Source organism: Pseudomonas gozinkensis, from assembly GCF_014863585.1.
Classification (GTDB): Bacteria; Pseudomonadota; Gammaproteobacteria; order Pseudomonadales; family Pseudomonadaceae; genus Aquipseudomonas; species Aquipseudomonas gozinkensis.
This window is the reverse complement of the sequence record NZ_CP062253.1, coordinates 3345530-3361338: the sequence shown is the minus strand read 5'-3', so window position 1 is coordinate 3361338 and position 15809 is coordinate 3345530. Positions and strand designations below refer to the sequence as shown.

Sequence of the window (15809 nt, the reverse complement as noted above, 5' to 3'; positions counted from 1 at the left end):
ATGCGTACAGATACCAGTCTGCCCCGGTGGGCGCAAACGGAAATGGATCAATGGCACCGCCAAAGCGTTTTTTTTCACGTGTCCATCGAACTTTTCCGGGCTCGATGGCACCAACCGCGTTAGAGGCCGACAATGGTCGAAACGAACAGGAATGCTGCGTATGAAAATCAAGACTCTGGGGATCCCGTTGGCTGTTGCGGCCCTGCTGACCCTCGCCGGTTGCTCGACCCAGACGGTGGTCACCTTGCAGAACGGCACCCAGTACCTGACCGAAGACATGCCTGATACCAAAACCGAGGATGGCTTCTACGAATTCAAGGATATTTCCGGCGCCAAGGTGCGCGTGCGTGCCGACGAAGTGGCTACGGTGCGCAAGGAAGACTGACGGTTAGTCCATCAAAAAAGGCTGCGATCCTGTGGGATCGCAGCCTTTTTTGCATTCATCAGCGGGGTAACGCCATGCCCGGGAGGGAATCGTCGCAGCTGAAGGGCCGCTCGCCCCGGCGAACCAGTTCTTCCTGCAGTCGCTGGCAGCGCTGACGCTCTTGTTGCGCCATGCGGTCGATGCTCAGGTTGCCGGTCATCTCCGGCGTTTTGTCTTCGCCGATGCGGATCGTCACGAACGGTTGTTCGGGCTGGATATGAAAGCGGCTTTTTTCTTCGACGGGTTTGACGTCATCGCTTTTGGCCGGCTCTGGCAACTGATCGGTTGTCACGCCATAGCGGCTCAGAATCGAGCTGTGAGGCAGATCGGCCCAGGCATTGGCCGATAACAGCGCCAATCCCGCCATACCGATAAACCCCTTGAAACCTTTCACGTGTGAATCTCCTGTACTCGTTGGCGACCCTTAGATGACGAACGTTGCCGTCATGGCTTTAGGCCGCATTTCCTGTTGGTGCAGGGATTGGAGTCAGGGAATGGCTGGTGAGTCACTTTCAATACCGCGTTATCGTTGAATCGTGAGCAGGCTCGCTCCCACAAAAGGCCAAATGTGGGATTGAGCCTGCTCGCGATGGCGCCTTTGCAGGCTCCCCTTACATCAGGCGATCACGATCCCGTCGGCACTCAGGCTGTTCAACGCAACCCCGACCAGCGTCACCGAATCAGCACCGAATTTCAGCACCGTGTCCTGCCCCACCGCCGTGGCATGGGCGCGGAAGTCGTCGGTGGGCAATACGCCCTGCACGCCGAGGAACACCAGTTTGTCGTTGGCGGTGTAACCCACTACGCGATCCTGGCCGAACGCGCCGCTGAACAGGAAGGTATCCGCCCCGCCGCCCGACTCCATCAGGTCATTGCCCGCGCCGCCGACGAACACGTCGTTGCCCGCCCCGCCGATCAGATGGTCGTTGCCGTCCAGCCCGAACAACCAGTCACCGCTGGCCTTTGCCTTGAGGGTGTCGGCGCCGCCGGTGCCCTTCACGTTCGATTCGTACTGAGTGACGTTGTTGCCGACCTTCAGGCCGGTCGCCGTGACGCTGTGGGTCACGTCGTCCTTGAACAGGCCCCAGAGAAAGCCCGGCTCCTTGGTGACGATGCTGCCGATGTCGCGGGTGATGCTGATCCCGCCGTTGGCATCGCGGATGTACAGGTTGCCGGCGCCGTCGTTGGCGAAGTCGAAGGTATTGACCGACTTCTGCAACTCCAGGGTGTTGTTGCCCGAGCCGCCGAGCAGGATGTTGTAGCCCCCGCCGTCGCGGAACGTGTCGTTGCCGGCGCGGCCCTCCAGATAATCATTGCCGCTGCCGCCCTGTATCAGATCATTGGCGTCGCTGCCGATGATGAACGTGCTGCCCTTGTGGGTTTCGGCGTTGCGGTTCAGGTCCTGGACCCAGGTGTTGGCCCGGGCCGGGTCCGACAGGTTGGCGACGATGATCGTCGAATCCTTGCTGGTCAGATCGTAGAACTTCGATTCAATCACCCGGTTCATGCCATCGCCATAAGCGGTCGGCAGGTGCGAGATCCAGGTCGGAATGTTGACGATCGAGAACGGCAGCACGTTCCACGCCGCCGAGGCGTAGTGGTCGTTGAAGCTGACGATGTTGTCGGTCGCCGATTCCTTGGGCGCGTCGTGTACACCGAGCGAGGCGCCGGTGAAGGTCGAGCCGTCGAGGGCGCGGAACACCGGGTCGTTTTCGTAGCCGACGTTGAGCACCTTGTCGGTGCTGCTCTGGGTCGGCGAGGCGTAGGCGATGTAGTTGGAATCCTGGAAGAACCCGCCCCATTTGCCGGTGCTCAAGTCCGCCATGCTGTTGACCGCCAGCCCGCCCAGGCTGTGACCGCTGACCAGCACGTCCTTGCCGGTCAGGCCGTTGGCCTTGGCGAACGCCACCACATCGTTCATCAGATTGCCGAAGGCCTCGCCGACGTAGTTCTTGGCGTAGTCCTTGGGCCCGAATGCGGCGAGCAGGTCGTTGATCACGTCTCCGATGGAGTCGCCGATCAGGATTTCCCGTGGGCCGCTGGTGCCGCGAAAGGCAATGCCGATTTCGGTGAGATGGCCCTGCGCGTCGTATTTGCCGAGGATTTCCACTTGGGCGCTGGTGTAGCCGGCCTTTTCGCCGAAGAAGGTGCCGCGCGCATCGGTCTTGCCCTCGTAACCCAGTTGCGAGGCGGTGATCGGGGTCCAGCCGGCTTTTTTCACCGCATCGAGCGCGGCTTTTTCCGAATCGGGGTTCCACGGAACGCCGGGGATCACCCCCTGGGAATCCGTGCCGCCGATCAACGCGGTTACCAGTGTGGCCGGCAAGCCGAGGCCGAAGCCGTTGTGCTGATAACCGACGGCAAAGCCGTTATCGAGGTTGTGGTAGGAATACAGCGTAATGGCCATGGCGTCGCTGAACAGCGCCTTGGATTCCGCCGTACCGAAATTCTTGTAGTCATACACACCCATTGCTGTTGCCTCTCTCTTTGTTGGAATTGTTCAGAGATAGCTCACAACCAGAACGCCCCTCCCGAGGCGCCCCGGAGCATTTACTACACAGTCACAATGTGGGAGCGACGGTGCGACGATTCGACTTGCTCGCGATAGCGGTCTGTCAGTTACCGGTTGGGTGACTGACACGCCCTCTTCGCGAGCAAGCTCGCTCCTACAAGGTTTGTCAGGCGAAGACGAAACTCGAATCCGACAGGTTAGCCACACCTACGCCGACCAGCGTCACGGCAAAGTCGCCAATCTTCAGCACGGTATCGCTTCCGGACTGCGACGCGTGTTGCTTGTAGTCGTAGCCCTGCCCCGCGCCCTCGACGCCCATGAACACCAGTTTGTCGCTGCCCTGGTAGCCGTTGATTGCGTCAAAACCGAAGGCGCCGCTGAACAGGAAGGTGTTGTTGCCACCCACCGCGCTCATCACGTCGTTGCCGGCGCCACCGACGAAGGTCACGTGGGCCTTGTCGCTTATCAGGTGATCGTTGCCGCCCAGGCCGAACAGCCAGTCGCCGTCGGCGGTGGCTTTGAGGGTGTCGCCCATGGCGCCGCCGCTGAGCGAATGGTTGTACTGGGTCAGTTCGGCACCGTTGGCCAGGCCTTTGGCGGTGACGGTCCAGGAGATTTCCTTGCTGCCCCACCACGACCCCGACTCCTTGCTCACCAGCGCGCCGATGTCACGGGTCATGCTGATGCCGCCGTAGGCGTCACGCACGTACAGCGTGCCGTCGCCGTCGTTGGCGAAGCTGAAGTTCTGCAGCGGCTTTTGCAGCTCGAAGGTGTTGTGGCCCTGGCCGCCGAGCAGGATGTTGAAGCCGCCGTCGTCACGGAAACGGTCATCACCGCCCAGGCCTTCCAGGAAGTCGTTGCTCGCCCCGCCCTTGAGCCAGTCGCCGCTGTCGGTGCCGATGATGAACGTGCTGCCGGCGTGCGGCTCGCCGCTGCGGCCCAGATCCTCGACCCAGGTCTTGCCCCGCGACGCTTCCTCAAGGTTGGAGACGATGATCGTCGAGTCCTTGTGCGTCAGGCCGTAGAACTTCGACGCGATCACCCGATTCAGGCCGTCGGCATACCCCAGCGAGCTGTGGGCCGACCAGTTCAGCGGATTGGCGATGCTGAACGGCACGAGGTTCTGCGCGGTGGACGCGTAGTTGTCGTTGAAGTTGACGATGTTGTCGGTGGTCGAATCGTGCGGCTTGTCGTGCTTGCCCATCGACGCGGTACTGAACGTGGTGCCGTCGAGTACACGGAACACCGGGTCGTTCTCGTAACCGATGTTCAGCACGTTGGTGCCGGTGCTGCTCTGGGTCGGCGAGGCGAACGAAATGTAGTTGGCGTCCTTGAAGAACCCGCCCCAGTTGCTCGCGCTCAACTCCGCCACGCTGTTGACCCCGAGACCGCCGAGGCTGTGGCCGCTGATCATTACGTCCTTGGCCGCGATGCCATGGGCGACGGCGAAAGCCGCCACCGACTTGAGCAGGTTGTCGAAAGCGTTTTTCGCGTACTGGGTGGCGTAATCCGTCGGGCCGATGGCAGCCAGCAGATTGTTTTTCATGTCGCCAAAGGTGTCGCTGTAACCCAGCCCGCCGGTGCCCCGGAAGGCCACGCCGATGCCGATCAGTTTGCCCGCGGCGTCGTACTTGCCGAGCACTTCGGCTTCGGCGCTGGTGAAACCGTCCTTCTCACCGAAGAACGTGCCCTGCGCCCCGACCTTGCCCTGATAGCCCAGCGCCGTGGCGCCGATCGGCTTCCAGCCAGTGCCGGGCAAAGCTTGCCCGGTCGGCGTGTAGGCATACAGCGTCAGGGCGATCGCATCGCTGTACAGCGCTTTGCCGTCGGCATTTTTGTAATCGAACAATCCCATGTTGTGCTCTCTCTTCCTTTCAAAAACGGCAGTTCTCGAAAGAACTGCCGCTACCCCTTAGAACTGCCAGTCCAGCGTCAGGCCCACACCGTGGTCCTTTTCGTTGGAGCCGATCAGCCCGTTGTAGTCCAGGTTGACCCGGACATCGCGATTGAGCGCCAGCCCGGCGCGCACGCCGACCACCGCTGCATCTCGATCCATCGACACACTTTGCACGGTGAATGCACTGTTGCCATTGACGAAGGCCAAGTGACTGTCGGAATCCACGCTGCTCAGATTGTGCTGCCAGCCCAGGCTTGCGCCCAGTTCCAGCTGGTGTTTCTCCGACAGGGCAAACGTGCGTTTGGCCCGCACACCGAGGGTCGACAACACTACATCGCGGTTGTCTTCGCCGCCCTTCAGTGCGGCGGCATCACCTTTCTCGGTGAAGCTGTCGCTGTTGAGGTGCACGTAGGCCAGATTGGCGAACGGCTCCAGATTCATCGGTTGCAAGCCAAGGTCGTAGGCCGCTTCGGTGAACAGTTGCGCGGTGGTCGCATCGCGCTTGGTTTTCTGTTTGCCGCTGACGCCACCGAACTGCAGGTCGCGTTTGACGTCGATGCGATGCCAGCTGTAGGCCGCACCGGCGGTCAGGCGCAGCGCATCGATCTGATGCCCCAGGTACGCGCCCAGGTGATAGCTGTCGACCGAGGCAGACGAATGTGTGCCCTCGCCCATGCTCAACGAGCTGTCGCTATAACCAGTAACGAAACCCAGACGGGTATCTTCAGCGATCAAGCCGTCGACACCGGCCAGCAGGCCGCCGATGGAGCTGGTGGAGTCGGCGTATTTCGACCCGCCATCGCTCTTGCCCCAGGCGCCGAGCACTTTGAGCCAGGCGTTGCTGCGATCATCGGTCGGCGCGCCGGCATCGAACAGATCGCGCTCGCGCAGACGTTCGCCCACAGCATCGCGCAGGTAGCGGCTGTCGTTGATCAGCAGCGTGCCGATGGCCGGATGAATCTCGCCGGACAGTTGCTGGAAGGCATCCTGCGCAGCGGCCGCCGACGGCGACAGCAACAGGGTTTCGAACAACGCATTGCCGGCGCCGAGGCGTTCGGCGGCAGCACCGACCGCGCGCTGGTTCGGCGTCAGGCCGACACTGGCGAACGAGGCGCCGTTACGGCCGACGTCCAGTTGCACACCGCTTGCCGAGTAAGCCAGGGTGCCGCCTAGGAACGCGTAGTCGGGCAACACTTGTCCGAACTGCCCTTCAATGCCGCCCGCTGCCTGCAAGATGTTGAACTGGGTGCCCAGCAGGCTTCTCACTTCGCCGGTGGTCAACAACGTCGGGCTGTTTTCCAGGGACATGGTCACGGTCGCCCCCTCAATCACTGCTTTGCCACCGGCGACGATCCGGTCGCTGCTGGTTGGCGACACTTCCACCGCATAGGTCGAACCTGGCGCGAAGGTCACGTCACCGGCCACGTTCAAGGTGCCGATGGAATTGCCCGGCGCCACGGTGCCGCCGCTGTTGGCGGTCAGCGCGGCGATACGGCCGTTACCACCGAGGATGCCGCCGTCATTGACCGTGACCGCCGATTGCAGCGAGCCGTTGATTGCCAGTCGGCCCTGATTGACCAGGGTGGGACCGCTGTAGGTGTTATTGCCGGTCAGCACCAGGGTGCCGATGCCCTGTTTGGTCAGACCACCATGGCCGGAGATGTCGTTGCGCCAGGTGTCGAGTCCGCAGGTGATGTCGTTGCACACGCGCTCGGTGGGTTTGCCCGCATCGATGATCGCGCCGATGCCCGGCAGATCGGCCACGAACTGGCCGGAGCCGTAGGCGCCCTGGATGCGAAACTCTTCGGGAATGTCCTGCTCGGTGACGAACATCGCCGGGCCGTCGATGCCCTTGCGCAGGTTGATCATGCCCCAGCCATACAGGGCGTCGATGCCCGGTGCGCCGAGGTCGGTGGCCGTGGTGCGCAACACGCTGGCGACCTGATCGCCGGACATGTACGGGAAGCGCTCCATCAGCACCGCCATGGAACCGGCCACGTGGGGCGCGGCCATCGAGGTGCCGTTGTAGTTCTTGTAGCCGGTGGTCAGGTTGTCGGCGTTGGTGCCTTCGATGATCGAACTGAAGATTTTCGTACCCGGTGCCGAGACGCAGAAACTCGCGGTGTAACCGCAACGCGAAGAGAACGTACTCATGATGTACGGGTTGGCGCTGGCCAGATCCGGGTTCTTTTGCAGGGCGGCGACGGTGATCCAGTTCGGCGCGATGTCCGGCACGAAGTAGCCGAGGCCGGCGATGGCATCCGGGTTATTCAGGTTGTAGTCGTTGCCCGCTGCAAAAATCGTCACGATCCCGCTGCGCGCGGCAGCGATGGCACCGTCGTAGGCGCCGCCGGGTTTGGTGCCCAGCAGTGTGCGGATTTCGTTGAACTGCAGTTGCGCGTCGTTGACGGTGAAGTGCGGGTACGCCGGGTCACGGCCGCCGAGGTCGAAGCGATCGGTGATGCCGATCCCCCAGCTGTTGTTGATGATCCGCGCGCCGCTGGCGATCAGCGCATCCCAGCCGGCCTTGTACACCGCGCCGTCGTTGCCGCGCACGATGCCGTCTTCCGGGCCCGGGTCGCCGTTGTCTGCACTGATGATCTGCGCGCCGAACGCCACGCCGTGCATCGGCCCGCCGTCACGGCTGCCGGCGGCGATACCGCCAACGTGGGTGCCGTGGGCGCCGAGTTTGCCGTCGGAACCGACCGAGGGCGAACCGTCATAACGGAACGCGTCCCCGGCTTTGACCGGGATGTACGGATCGGTGTATTCGCGGATCCCCGAGGTCACCAGGGTGATGACCTTGTTACTGCCGGAAAACTCCGGGTGCGCGGCGTAGACCGGCTGATCGAAGATCCCCAGTTTCACGCCTTTACCGGTGTAACCGGCGGCGTAGGCGTGATCCGCCCCGATGGCGCCCAGGCCCCAGTCGGCCTGGAATTCGGCGCTGCGCCAACTGCCCGGATCCCCTGCCCGACCGCTTTCCACGTAGGGCGCCGCGTGTGCACTGCCCCAGGTGGCCAGCGCGCAGAGCAAGGCGAAATTGAGAGTTTTCAGGCGAAAGCATCCACCCGATTGCGCGGGGGTGTTGTTGTTTTTCATCCAGCGACCTTCCTTAGTGATGTTGCGAAAAATCCGTGTGTTCAGCCTCGTGATCGTTCCCACGCTCTCCCCCTGATCGTTCCCACGCTCTGCGTGGGAATGCCTCTAGGGACGCTCCGCGTCCAGTGACGCGGAGCGTCACGGGCTGCATTCCCACGCGGAGCGTGGGAACGATCAAACCGATCAAACCGATCAAACCGATCAGTTGCGATCCGTCAGAACTGCCAGTTCAGGCTCAGGCCCACGCCGTGCTGCTTCTCGCGGCTGGCCAGTTGTCCGGTGTAATCGAGGTTCACCCGCACGTCGCGGGTCAGTGCCAGACTGGCCTGCACGCCGACCAGTGCGGCGTCGCGCACCAGTGGCGAGCTTTCGACCGTGTACGGCGCGCTGCCGCTGGCGAAGCGCAAATGCTGTTCGGAGTCGATGTCGGTCAGGCTGTGCTGCCAGCCCAGATGCCCGCTCACATCAAGTTTCTGCGCAGATGACAAATCAAACGTCTTGATCGCCCGCACGCCGAGGGTGCTCAACACTGCGTCGCGCTGGTCGTCGCCGCTTTTCAGTGCGGCGGCATCGCCCTTCTCGGTGAAGCCGTCGGTGTCGAGGTGTACGTAGGCCAGATTGGCGAACGGCTCCAGGGCCAGCGGTTGCAGGTTCAGCCGATAAGCCGCTTCGCCGAACACTTGAGTAGTGGCGGCATCGACCTTGGCTTTCTGCTTGGCGCTGACGTTGCCGTACTGCAAGTCGCGCTTCACATCGGCGCGATGCCAGCTGTAGGCGGCGCCCGTGCTCAGGCGCCAGGCGCCGATCTCGTGACCGGCGTAGGCGCCGAGGTGATAGCTGTCGACCTTGGCCGAGGAATGCTTGCCCGAGCCCATGCTCAGCGAACTGTCGCTGTAACCGGTGACCAGACCGATGCGGGTCTGCTCGTCGACGGCACCGTCGACACCTGCCAGCAAGCCGCCAATCGACGTGCTGTATCCAGCAGTGTCGTGGCGCGAGTCGGATGTACCCCAGGCGCCGAGGGCCTTGATCCAGCCATTGCTTTGCGTGGCTTGCGCATCGTGCAGGCGTTCGCCGATGGCATCGCGCAGTTGGCGGCTGTCGTTGATCAGCACCGAGCCGAGCGCCGGATAGATTTCGCCGCTCAACTGTTGAAAGGCTTGTTGCGCGTCACTGGCGGTGGCCGACAACAGCAGGCTTTCGTAAACGGAATTGCCCGCGCCCAGACCTTCGACCGCCGTGGCTACGGAGCGTTGATTGGGTGTCTGGCCGACGCTGGCGAACGATGTCCCGTTGCGCTCGACATTCAAACCGATGCCGTTGTCGCTGTAGGACAGGCTGCCACCGATGAACAGGTAATCCGGCAGCACCGCGCCGAACCGGCCCTGGATGCCACCCGCTGCTTGCAGAATGTCGTACTGCCGGCCGAGCAGGCTTCTGGCCTCGGTGGTGCTGAGTAGCGTCGGGCTGTTTTCCAGCGACAGGCTTACGGTGGCGCCGTTGATGGACGCCATGCCGCCGGCGACGATGCGGTCGCTGCTGGTGGGAGACAGCTCCACGGCGTAAGTCGAGCCCGGCGTGAAGGTTACGTCACCGGCGACATTCAACGTGCCGATGGAATTGCCCGGTGCCACGCGCCCGCCACTGTTGGCGGTCAGTGCGCCGATTCGTCCGGAGCCGCCGAGGGTGCCGCCGTCATTGACGGTTACGGCCGAGGTCAGCGAACCATTGACCGTCAGCAGGCCGCCATTGACCGTGGTCGGCCCGCGATAAGTGTTTTCACCGGTCAGAATCAGTCGCCCGTCGCCGGACTTGATCAGGCTGCCCTGATACAACCGACCGGACGCCGCTGCATCGCGAGCCATGCCCACGGCGTAATCGGTCTGATCCTGTTGGCTGGCGCCGGCCGGAACGCCGTTCTGCCAGCCTTTGTTTTGCAGGGTTTGCTGCCAGGCATTGTGCTCGGCGAGGTCTTCGCGCTGGCGCTGGATCAGCGCTTTGTCGCTGATGTCATTGCTCCAGACATCGCTCTGCCCGGCTGCCAGGTTGGCGTCGAACGCCCCGAGCAATTGCCCCGGCCCGCGCATCGCCCGGTACAGGTTGGCCACGCCCCAGCCGACTCGCTCGGTCGGCGCGTCGGTCACCGAACCGTCGAGCTGAGTGGCCGTGGTCAGCAGCACTTCGAGTGCCTGCTGGTTGTTCATGTACGGATAGCGCTCCATCACCAGCGCCAGTGCGCCGGTGGCGTGCGGCGCGGCCATCGAGGTGCCGGACTTGATCGCGTAACCGCCGTCGGGAATGGTGCTGTCGATCTTCGCCCCCGGCGTGGTGATGCACCAGTATTTGGCGATGCCGCACTGGTTGTACTTCTGTTGGTTGCTTTGATCGAGCCCGGAGACCGCCAGCCAATGGCCTTCCAGATCCGGCTGGAAGTACGGCAGCGCCGAGCGCACGCTGGCGTTGGGGTAGCCGCTGTTGCCGGCGCTGAACACATTGATCACGCCGCGACGGGAAACGTCCGCCGCCGCGTCGAGCCAGGTGCCCTTGTTCCAGTGCTGGGCATAAGCGGCATGCAGATCGGCGAGGGTTCGGTAGCTGACATCCGGCGGCTGACTGCCCCAACTGTTGTTGATCGCCCGCACACCGGCATCGGCCAGGGCGTCGTACACCGCTTTGAAGTAGCGCGGATCGGGGTTGGGACCGAACAGGAAACTGTCGTTCTTGTTGGTGTTGCCGACGTAGATCTGTGCGTTGTAAGCCACGCCATGCATGCCGGTGCCATCGCGGGATGCGCCCATGGTGCCGACGACGTGGGTGCCGTGGGAGTCGTTGTTCGGATTCAGGGTGCCGTTGACGTTGAACAGCGAGCCGTCGAGGTAGCTGCCGCTGGCCAGTACCGGGTTATAACGATCACGGGCGAACTCGGGATGGGCCGCGTCGAAACCGGAGTCCAGCGCGCCGATTTTCACACCCTTGCCGGTGATGCCAGCGGCATAGGCCTGATCGGCCTGCATTCGACCCAGGCCCCAGTCACGCAGGAATTCGGCGCTGCGCCAACTGGCCGGATCGCCGGGTTTACCGGCTTCGAGGTATTGGCCCTGGGCCTGGGCTGCAGAAATCACAAGCAGCAGGGTGCCGACCGAAATCGGCTTGATGCGTACGTCCATGTTCACCACTCTTTTTTTGTTGTTTTGTGTCGAAGCTTTTTGCGTAGAAGCTACGGTTTTATTGCGTTCGTGGGCCTTGTCCGAAGGCCTCATCCACCCGCGCCAGATCCTGCTCGCTCAAGGTGCCCGCGTAGTAGTGCAATTTGGTCCAGGCCATGAGGTAGTCATAGCGTGCCTGGGCCAGATCGCGGCGGGTGGTAAATAGTTGTTGTTCGGCGTTCAGCGCATCCAGGTTGGTTCGCTCGCCGCCGAGAATGCTTTGCTTGGTCGACACCACCAGCGCTTCGGCCGACGCCAGCGCCTTTTGATAAGCGCGCAGTTTGTTGACGCCGGACAGGCATGCACTGAACTGGCGACGCAGTTCGATCAGCGTCTCGCGGGTCTTGCCGTCCAGTTCGTATTCGGCCTGCTCCATGGTGCGACTGGCCTGACGGGTCGAGGCCGACACGCCACCACCGGCGTACAACGGCACGCTCACTTCGAAACCGATGGTGTTGGTTTCGTAGCGCTGGTTGTAGGTGTTGCCGCTTTCCGACTCGTTCTGGCGCATCGTGGCATAGGCGCTGACTTTCGGCAGGTGCCCGGCGCGATTGCGCTCGACTTCATACCGCGCCACTTCCACCGCCTGACGCTGGGACGCAAGGTTCGGGTTGTTGCTGACCGCCAGTTCGTGCCAGGTGTCGTAATTGGCCGGCATCAAGGCGAACGTCTGGAAGTTCTGATCCAGCGGCGCCAGATCACTGATGTCCATCGCCGGCACGCCTACCAATGCGCCCAGCTCCCGAAGCGCGGCGTCCTGCTCGTCGCGGGCCTCGATTTCCTCGGCGGTCGCCAGCTCATAACGCGACTCGGCTTCAAGGATGTCAGTGCGAGTGCCCTCGCCCTGCTTGAACATGTGCTCGTTCTGCTGAAACTGCTGCTCGTACGCCTTCTTCTTGGCCTGCGCGATGTCGATCTGATCCTGGGCAAACAAGGCCTTGGTGTAGTTATCCAGTACTCGAACCAGAAGCTCCTGGCTCTTGCCGCGAAAGTTTTCGTCGGCAAACAGCGACTGGGCTACGCCCTTGCGATACGCCGCGTAGGCTTCGTAGTCGAGCAACGGTTGTTGCAGGGTCAGGCTCGAGCCGTAGCTGCTGTAGTTACGCTCTTCAGTGTTGTTGCGGGCGCGGGAGTCGAGTGAAGTGGCCTTCGACGAGTTGCGGCCCTTGTTGTAGTTGTAACCCAGTTTCGGCAACAGCCCGGCGCGGCCGATGGCGCGGTTCTCAAGGCCTGCATCGCGTTCCTTGATCGCGCCAAGGAATACCGGGTCATTGCGCAACGCCTGTTCGTAGATTTCGAACGGCCCCATGGCCGCCACTGCACTGTTGCCCGCGAGCAGCGCGAACGCTGCCGCCAGCATGGAAAGCTTATTCATACAGCCGAACATCCTTATTCTTCGGTCAACGCGGAACCGGCGCGGTCGAGCAGCGGCTTGAACAGGTAGTTGAGGAGTGAACGTTCGCCAGTGCGCACGAACATTTCCGCCGGCATGCCGGGCTTGATCACCAGACCGTTGAGTTTTTCCATGGCCTGATCGCTGACGCTGCTGCGCAACACGTAGTACGGCACACCGGTTTTCTCGTCGACCATCTGGTCGGCGGAAATCAGGCTGACTTCGCCGGGCACCCGTGGCGTCTTGCTCTGGTTGAACGCGGTGAACAGGATGTCGACCGGCAAGTGCGTGCCGACCTTGTCGATCAGGTTGATCGGCAGGTGCCCTTCGACTTCAAGGCGCGTGCCTTGCGGGACGATTTCCAGCAGGGTTTCGCCCTGACGGACAACGGCGCCTTCGGTGTGCACGCCGAGGTTGACTGCCACGCCGTCGGCGGTGGCGAGGATTTCGCTGTGTTGCAGGTCGAAACCGGCGGAGGTCAGTTGCTCGGACAGTGTGACGCTTTTCAGTTGCGCGTCGGCCAGTTGAGTGCGGACTTCCTTCTGGTATTCCTCGCTGTGCTGTTGCAATTTCAGTCGCGACTCGAGGATGCCCTGCTCCACCCGGCCACTATCACCGGTGTTTTCTGCGAGTTGCTGCTGCACCTGCGACAGTTGACGCTGGTATTCCATCAAGCGGTTGCGCGGGATGTAGCCGTTGTCGGCCAGCGGTTGCAGGTTGCTCAACTGCTGTTGCAGTGAGTCGGCCTGCGCATTCAGGTCGGTACGCGCGCGGCGCATGCCCGCCAGTTGCGCGGTGGCGCCTTCGATGCTGGCGCGCAGAGCGGCCTGCTCGCGGGAGAACGCTTCGCGGCGGCTGCTGAACAATTGCCGCTGGCCTTCCAGCACCAGTGCCAGGCGCGGATCCGCGTTGTCGCTCAGTTCTGCCGGAAACGTCACTTGCTTGAGGTTGTCACGCTCGGCCTGCCAGCGCGCCAGGCTGGCCCAGGCCATGCGGTACTGAGCTTGCAACGATTGCACGTCGGCGGCGACCTGGGTCTGGTCGAGGCGGAACAGTGGCTGGCCCTGCTTCACGATTTCGCCTTCGCGTACCAGAATCCGGCTGACCACACCGCTGCTCATCGACTGCACGGCCTTGCGCTTGCCCGACACCACCACGGTGCCCTGCACTGGAATGCCTTGGTCCAGCGGCGCCAATGCCGCCCAGGTGAAGAAACTGCCGGCGCCGACCAGCGCCAGAATCCAGCCCATGCGCGCGAAGAATTTCGCATCGCGCTCCGGGCGTTCGGTGATGTACGCGTGTTCCATCGTCGCTTCGTTTTGCGTGTTCATGTTCGCGCTGCTCATACACCCGAATTCCTTGTCGTCGGCTGATACTGTCGGCTCATGCTGAGCCCCGCCGGTGCCTGCGCAGGTTTTTCATTTTGTTGAGGCTGGTTGCCGGGCTGGTTGCCGGACAGCGCCTTGAGCACATCGTGACTCGGTCCGAACGCTTGCAGGCGACCGTCGTTGAGCACCAGCAGCTTGTCGGCCTGGGCCAGTACCGAAGAGCGGTGGGTCACCAGTACCACGGTGGTGCCTTGGGCCTTGAGCTGAACGATCGCGCTGGACAACGCGGCTTCGCCGACGGTGTCGAGGTTGGAGTTCGGCTCGTCCAGCACCACCAGGCTCGGGTTGCCGTACAACGCACGGGCCAGTGCCACGCGCTGCTTCTGACCACCGGACAAGCCACTGCCGTCCTCGCCCAACTGCGTGTCGTAACCTTGCGGCATGCGCAGGATCAGTTCATGCACCCCGGCCTGTTGCGCGGCGGCCACGACTTTTTGCGGATCGGCTTCGCTGAAACGGGCGATGTTCTCGGCGATGCTGCCGCTGAACAGCTCGATGTCTTGGGGCAGATAGCCGATGTATGGACCTAGCTGATCGCGGTTCCATCGATGAATGTCGGCGCCGTCCAGACGTACAGTGCCGCCAAGGGCCGGCCATACGCCGACCAACACTCGTGCCAGAGTCGACTTACCGGAGCCTGAGGCACCGAGCACGCCCAGCACTTCGCCGGCCGCCAGGTTGAAATTGACCATGTGCAGGGTCGCGGCACGCTGACCCGGAGGGCCGGCGCTGACTTGTTCAAAGGTGATCTGGCCTTTCGGCGCCGGCAGCGCCATGGCGTCGTCGCTCGGCGGGAAGGCTTGCAGCAACGCATCGAGGCGGCGGTAAGCCAGCTTCGCCCCGCTCCACTGCTTCCACACGGCAATCAACTGGTCGATCGGGCTCAGCACCCGACCCATCAGGATGGAACCGGCGATCATCATCCCGGCGGTCATGTCGCCCTTGATCACCAGCAGTGCGCCGAGGCCCAGCACCAGCGATTGCAGACACAGGCGCAGGGTTTTGCTCAGCGAGCTGATGACCGCGCCAGTGTCGCTGGCCTGATTCTGCAGACCGAGAAAGCGCGAATGCACCTGGAACCAACGCTTGCGCAAGGCACCGAGCATGCCCATGGCTTGAATGGTTTCAGCGTTGTGCAGATGGCTGGTGGCCAACTGGCTGGATTTCTGCGAGAAACCGGCGGCCTCGCCCAGCGGCTTTTTGGTCATGTATTCGTTCAGGCACGCCAGCGCGATCAACAGCAGCGCACCCGCCGTGGCGAGCACGCCAAGCCAGACGTTGAACAGGTAAATCACGAACAGGTAGACCGGGAACCACGGCGCATCGAAGAACGCGAACAGCGCAGGCCCGGTAACGAACTGGCGAACGTGGGTCAGGTCGCCCAGGGACTGCCCGGCGTTACCCTCGCCCTTGAACAGGTTGCGCTCGAAGGCCGCCTGATAGACCCGCAGATTGAAACGGCGCTCGAGCTGGCTGCCGATGCGGATCACGATAAAGCTGCGCACCACTTCCAGCAGGCCGATGAAGGCGAAGAAACCGACGACCATCAGCGACAGCATCGCCAGGGTGGTTTCGTTCTGCGAAGACAGCACCCGGTCGTAGACCTGAAGCATATATATGGAGGGCACCAGCATCAGCACGTTAATCAGTGCGGTAAAGCATCCGACGCTGATCAGAATGCTTTTATAGTCACCCAATGCCTTGAATAAGGGAGCGGTGGCTGGGGCCTTCGCCATCTTCATTGATTATTCCTGAAATGATATTTCCCGCCCTGCTTGGCGAGACTTCCAATTAATTGCCCGCCTTGAGCGCGGGACATACACCGTCAGTACTTGCTTACACTTCAATAACAACTTCAGCGATTAAAACCGGCCTGCGTGTTATTGC

Annotated in this window: 9 protein-coding genes; 1 reads left to right on the top strand and 8 read right to left on the bottom strand. The window is 62.4% G+C overall.

Annotated elements, in window-relative coordinates; all coding sequences use genetic code 11:
• Positions 1 to 160: 160 nt before the first annotated feature.
• On the top strand, positions 161 to 385 hold the full coding sequence (locus IHQ43_RS14840) for a YgdI/YgdR family lipoprotein (RefSeq protein ID WP_192561076.1): 225 nt from the start codon (positions 161 to 163) through the stop codon (positions 383 to 385).
• A gap of 58 nt (positions 386 to 443) precedes the next feature.
• Here IHQ43_RS14840 and IHQ43_RS14835 read toward each other — a convergent pair whose 3' ends face one another.
• The 8 genes from IHQ43_RS14835 to IHQ43_RS14800 all read right to left on the bottom strand — a co-directional run bounded on the left by IHQ43_RS14835 (position 444) and on the right by IHQ43_RS14800 (position 15664).
• Positions 444 to 818 (bottom strand): hypothetical protein, encoded by a 375-nt coding sequence (locus IHQ43_RS14835; protein ID WP_192561075.1) that lies wholly within the window; start codon positions 816 to 818, stop codon positions 444 to 446.
• 222 nt (positions 819 to 1040) lie between these two features.
• Complete coding sequence (locus tag IHQ43_RS14830) at positions 1041 to 2894, bottom strand: polyurethane esterase (protein ID WP_192561074.1); 1854 nt, start codon at positions 2892 to 2894, stop codon at positions 1041 to 1043.
• A 208-nt stretch (positions 2895 to 3102) separates the two neighbouring features.
• The gene (locus tag IHQ43_RS14825; RefSeq protein ID WP_192561073.1) at positions 3103 to 4791 is read right to left on the bottom strand and encodes a polyurethane esterase; all 1689 of its coding nucleotides are present in this window, start codon (positions 4789 to 4791) and stop codon (positions 3103 to 3105) included.
• Positions 4792 to 4848: 57 nt separating this feature from the next.
• Positions 4849 to 7935, bottom strand: coding sequence for an autotransporter serine protease (locus IHQ43_RS14820; RefSeq protein WP_192561072.1), 3087 nt, complete (start codon positions 7933 to 7935; stop codon positions 4849 to 4851).
• A 215-nt stretch (positions 7936 to 8150) separates the two neighbouring features.
• Complete coding sequence (gene eprS / locus IHQ43_RS14815; RefSeq protein WP_192561071.1) at positions 8151 to 11102, bottom strand: autotransporter serine peptidase EprS; 2952 nt, start codon at positions 11100 to 11102, stop codon at positions 8151 to 8153.
• A gap of 58 nt (positions 11103 to 11160) precedes the next feature.
• Positions 11161 to 12528, bottom strand: coding sequence for a TolC family outer membrane protein (locus IHQ43_RS14810; protein ID WP_192561070.1), 1368 nt, complete (start codon positions 12526 to 12528; stop codon positions 11161 to 11163).
• Positions 12529 to 12530: 2 nt separating this feature from the next.
• Complete coding sequence (locus tag IHQ43_RS14805) at positions 12531 to 13880, bottom strand: HlyD family type I secretion periplasmic adaptor subunit (RefSeq protein ID WP_192561069.1); 1350 nt, start codon at positions 13878 to 13880, stop codon at positions 12531 to 12533.
• A complete protein-coding gene (locus tag IHQ43_RS14800) occupies positions 13877 to 15664 on the bottom strand; it encodes a type I secretion system permease/ATPase (RefSeq protein ID WP_192561068.1) in 1788 nt (595 codons plus the stop codon). The genes IHQ43_RS14805 and IHQ43_RS14800 overlap by 4 nt, the downstream gene beginning before the upstream one ends.
• Positions 15665 to 15809 lie beyond the last annotated feature (145 nt).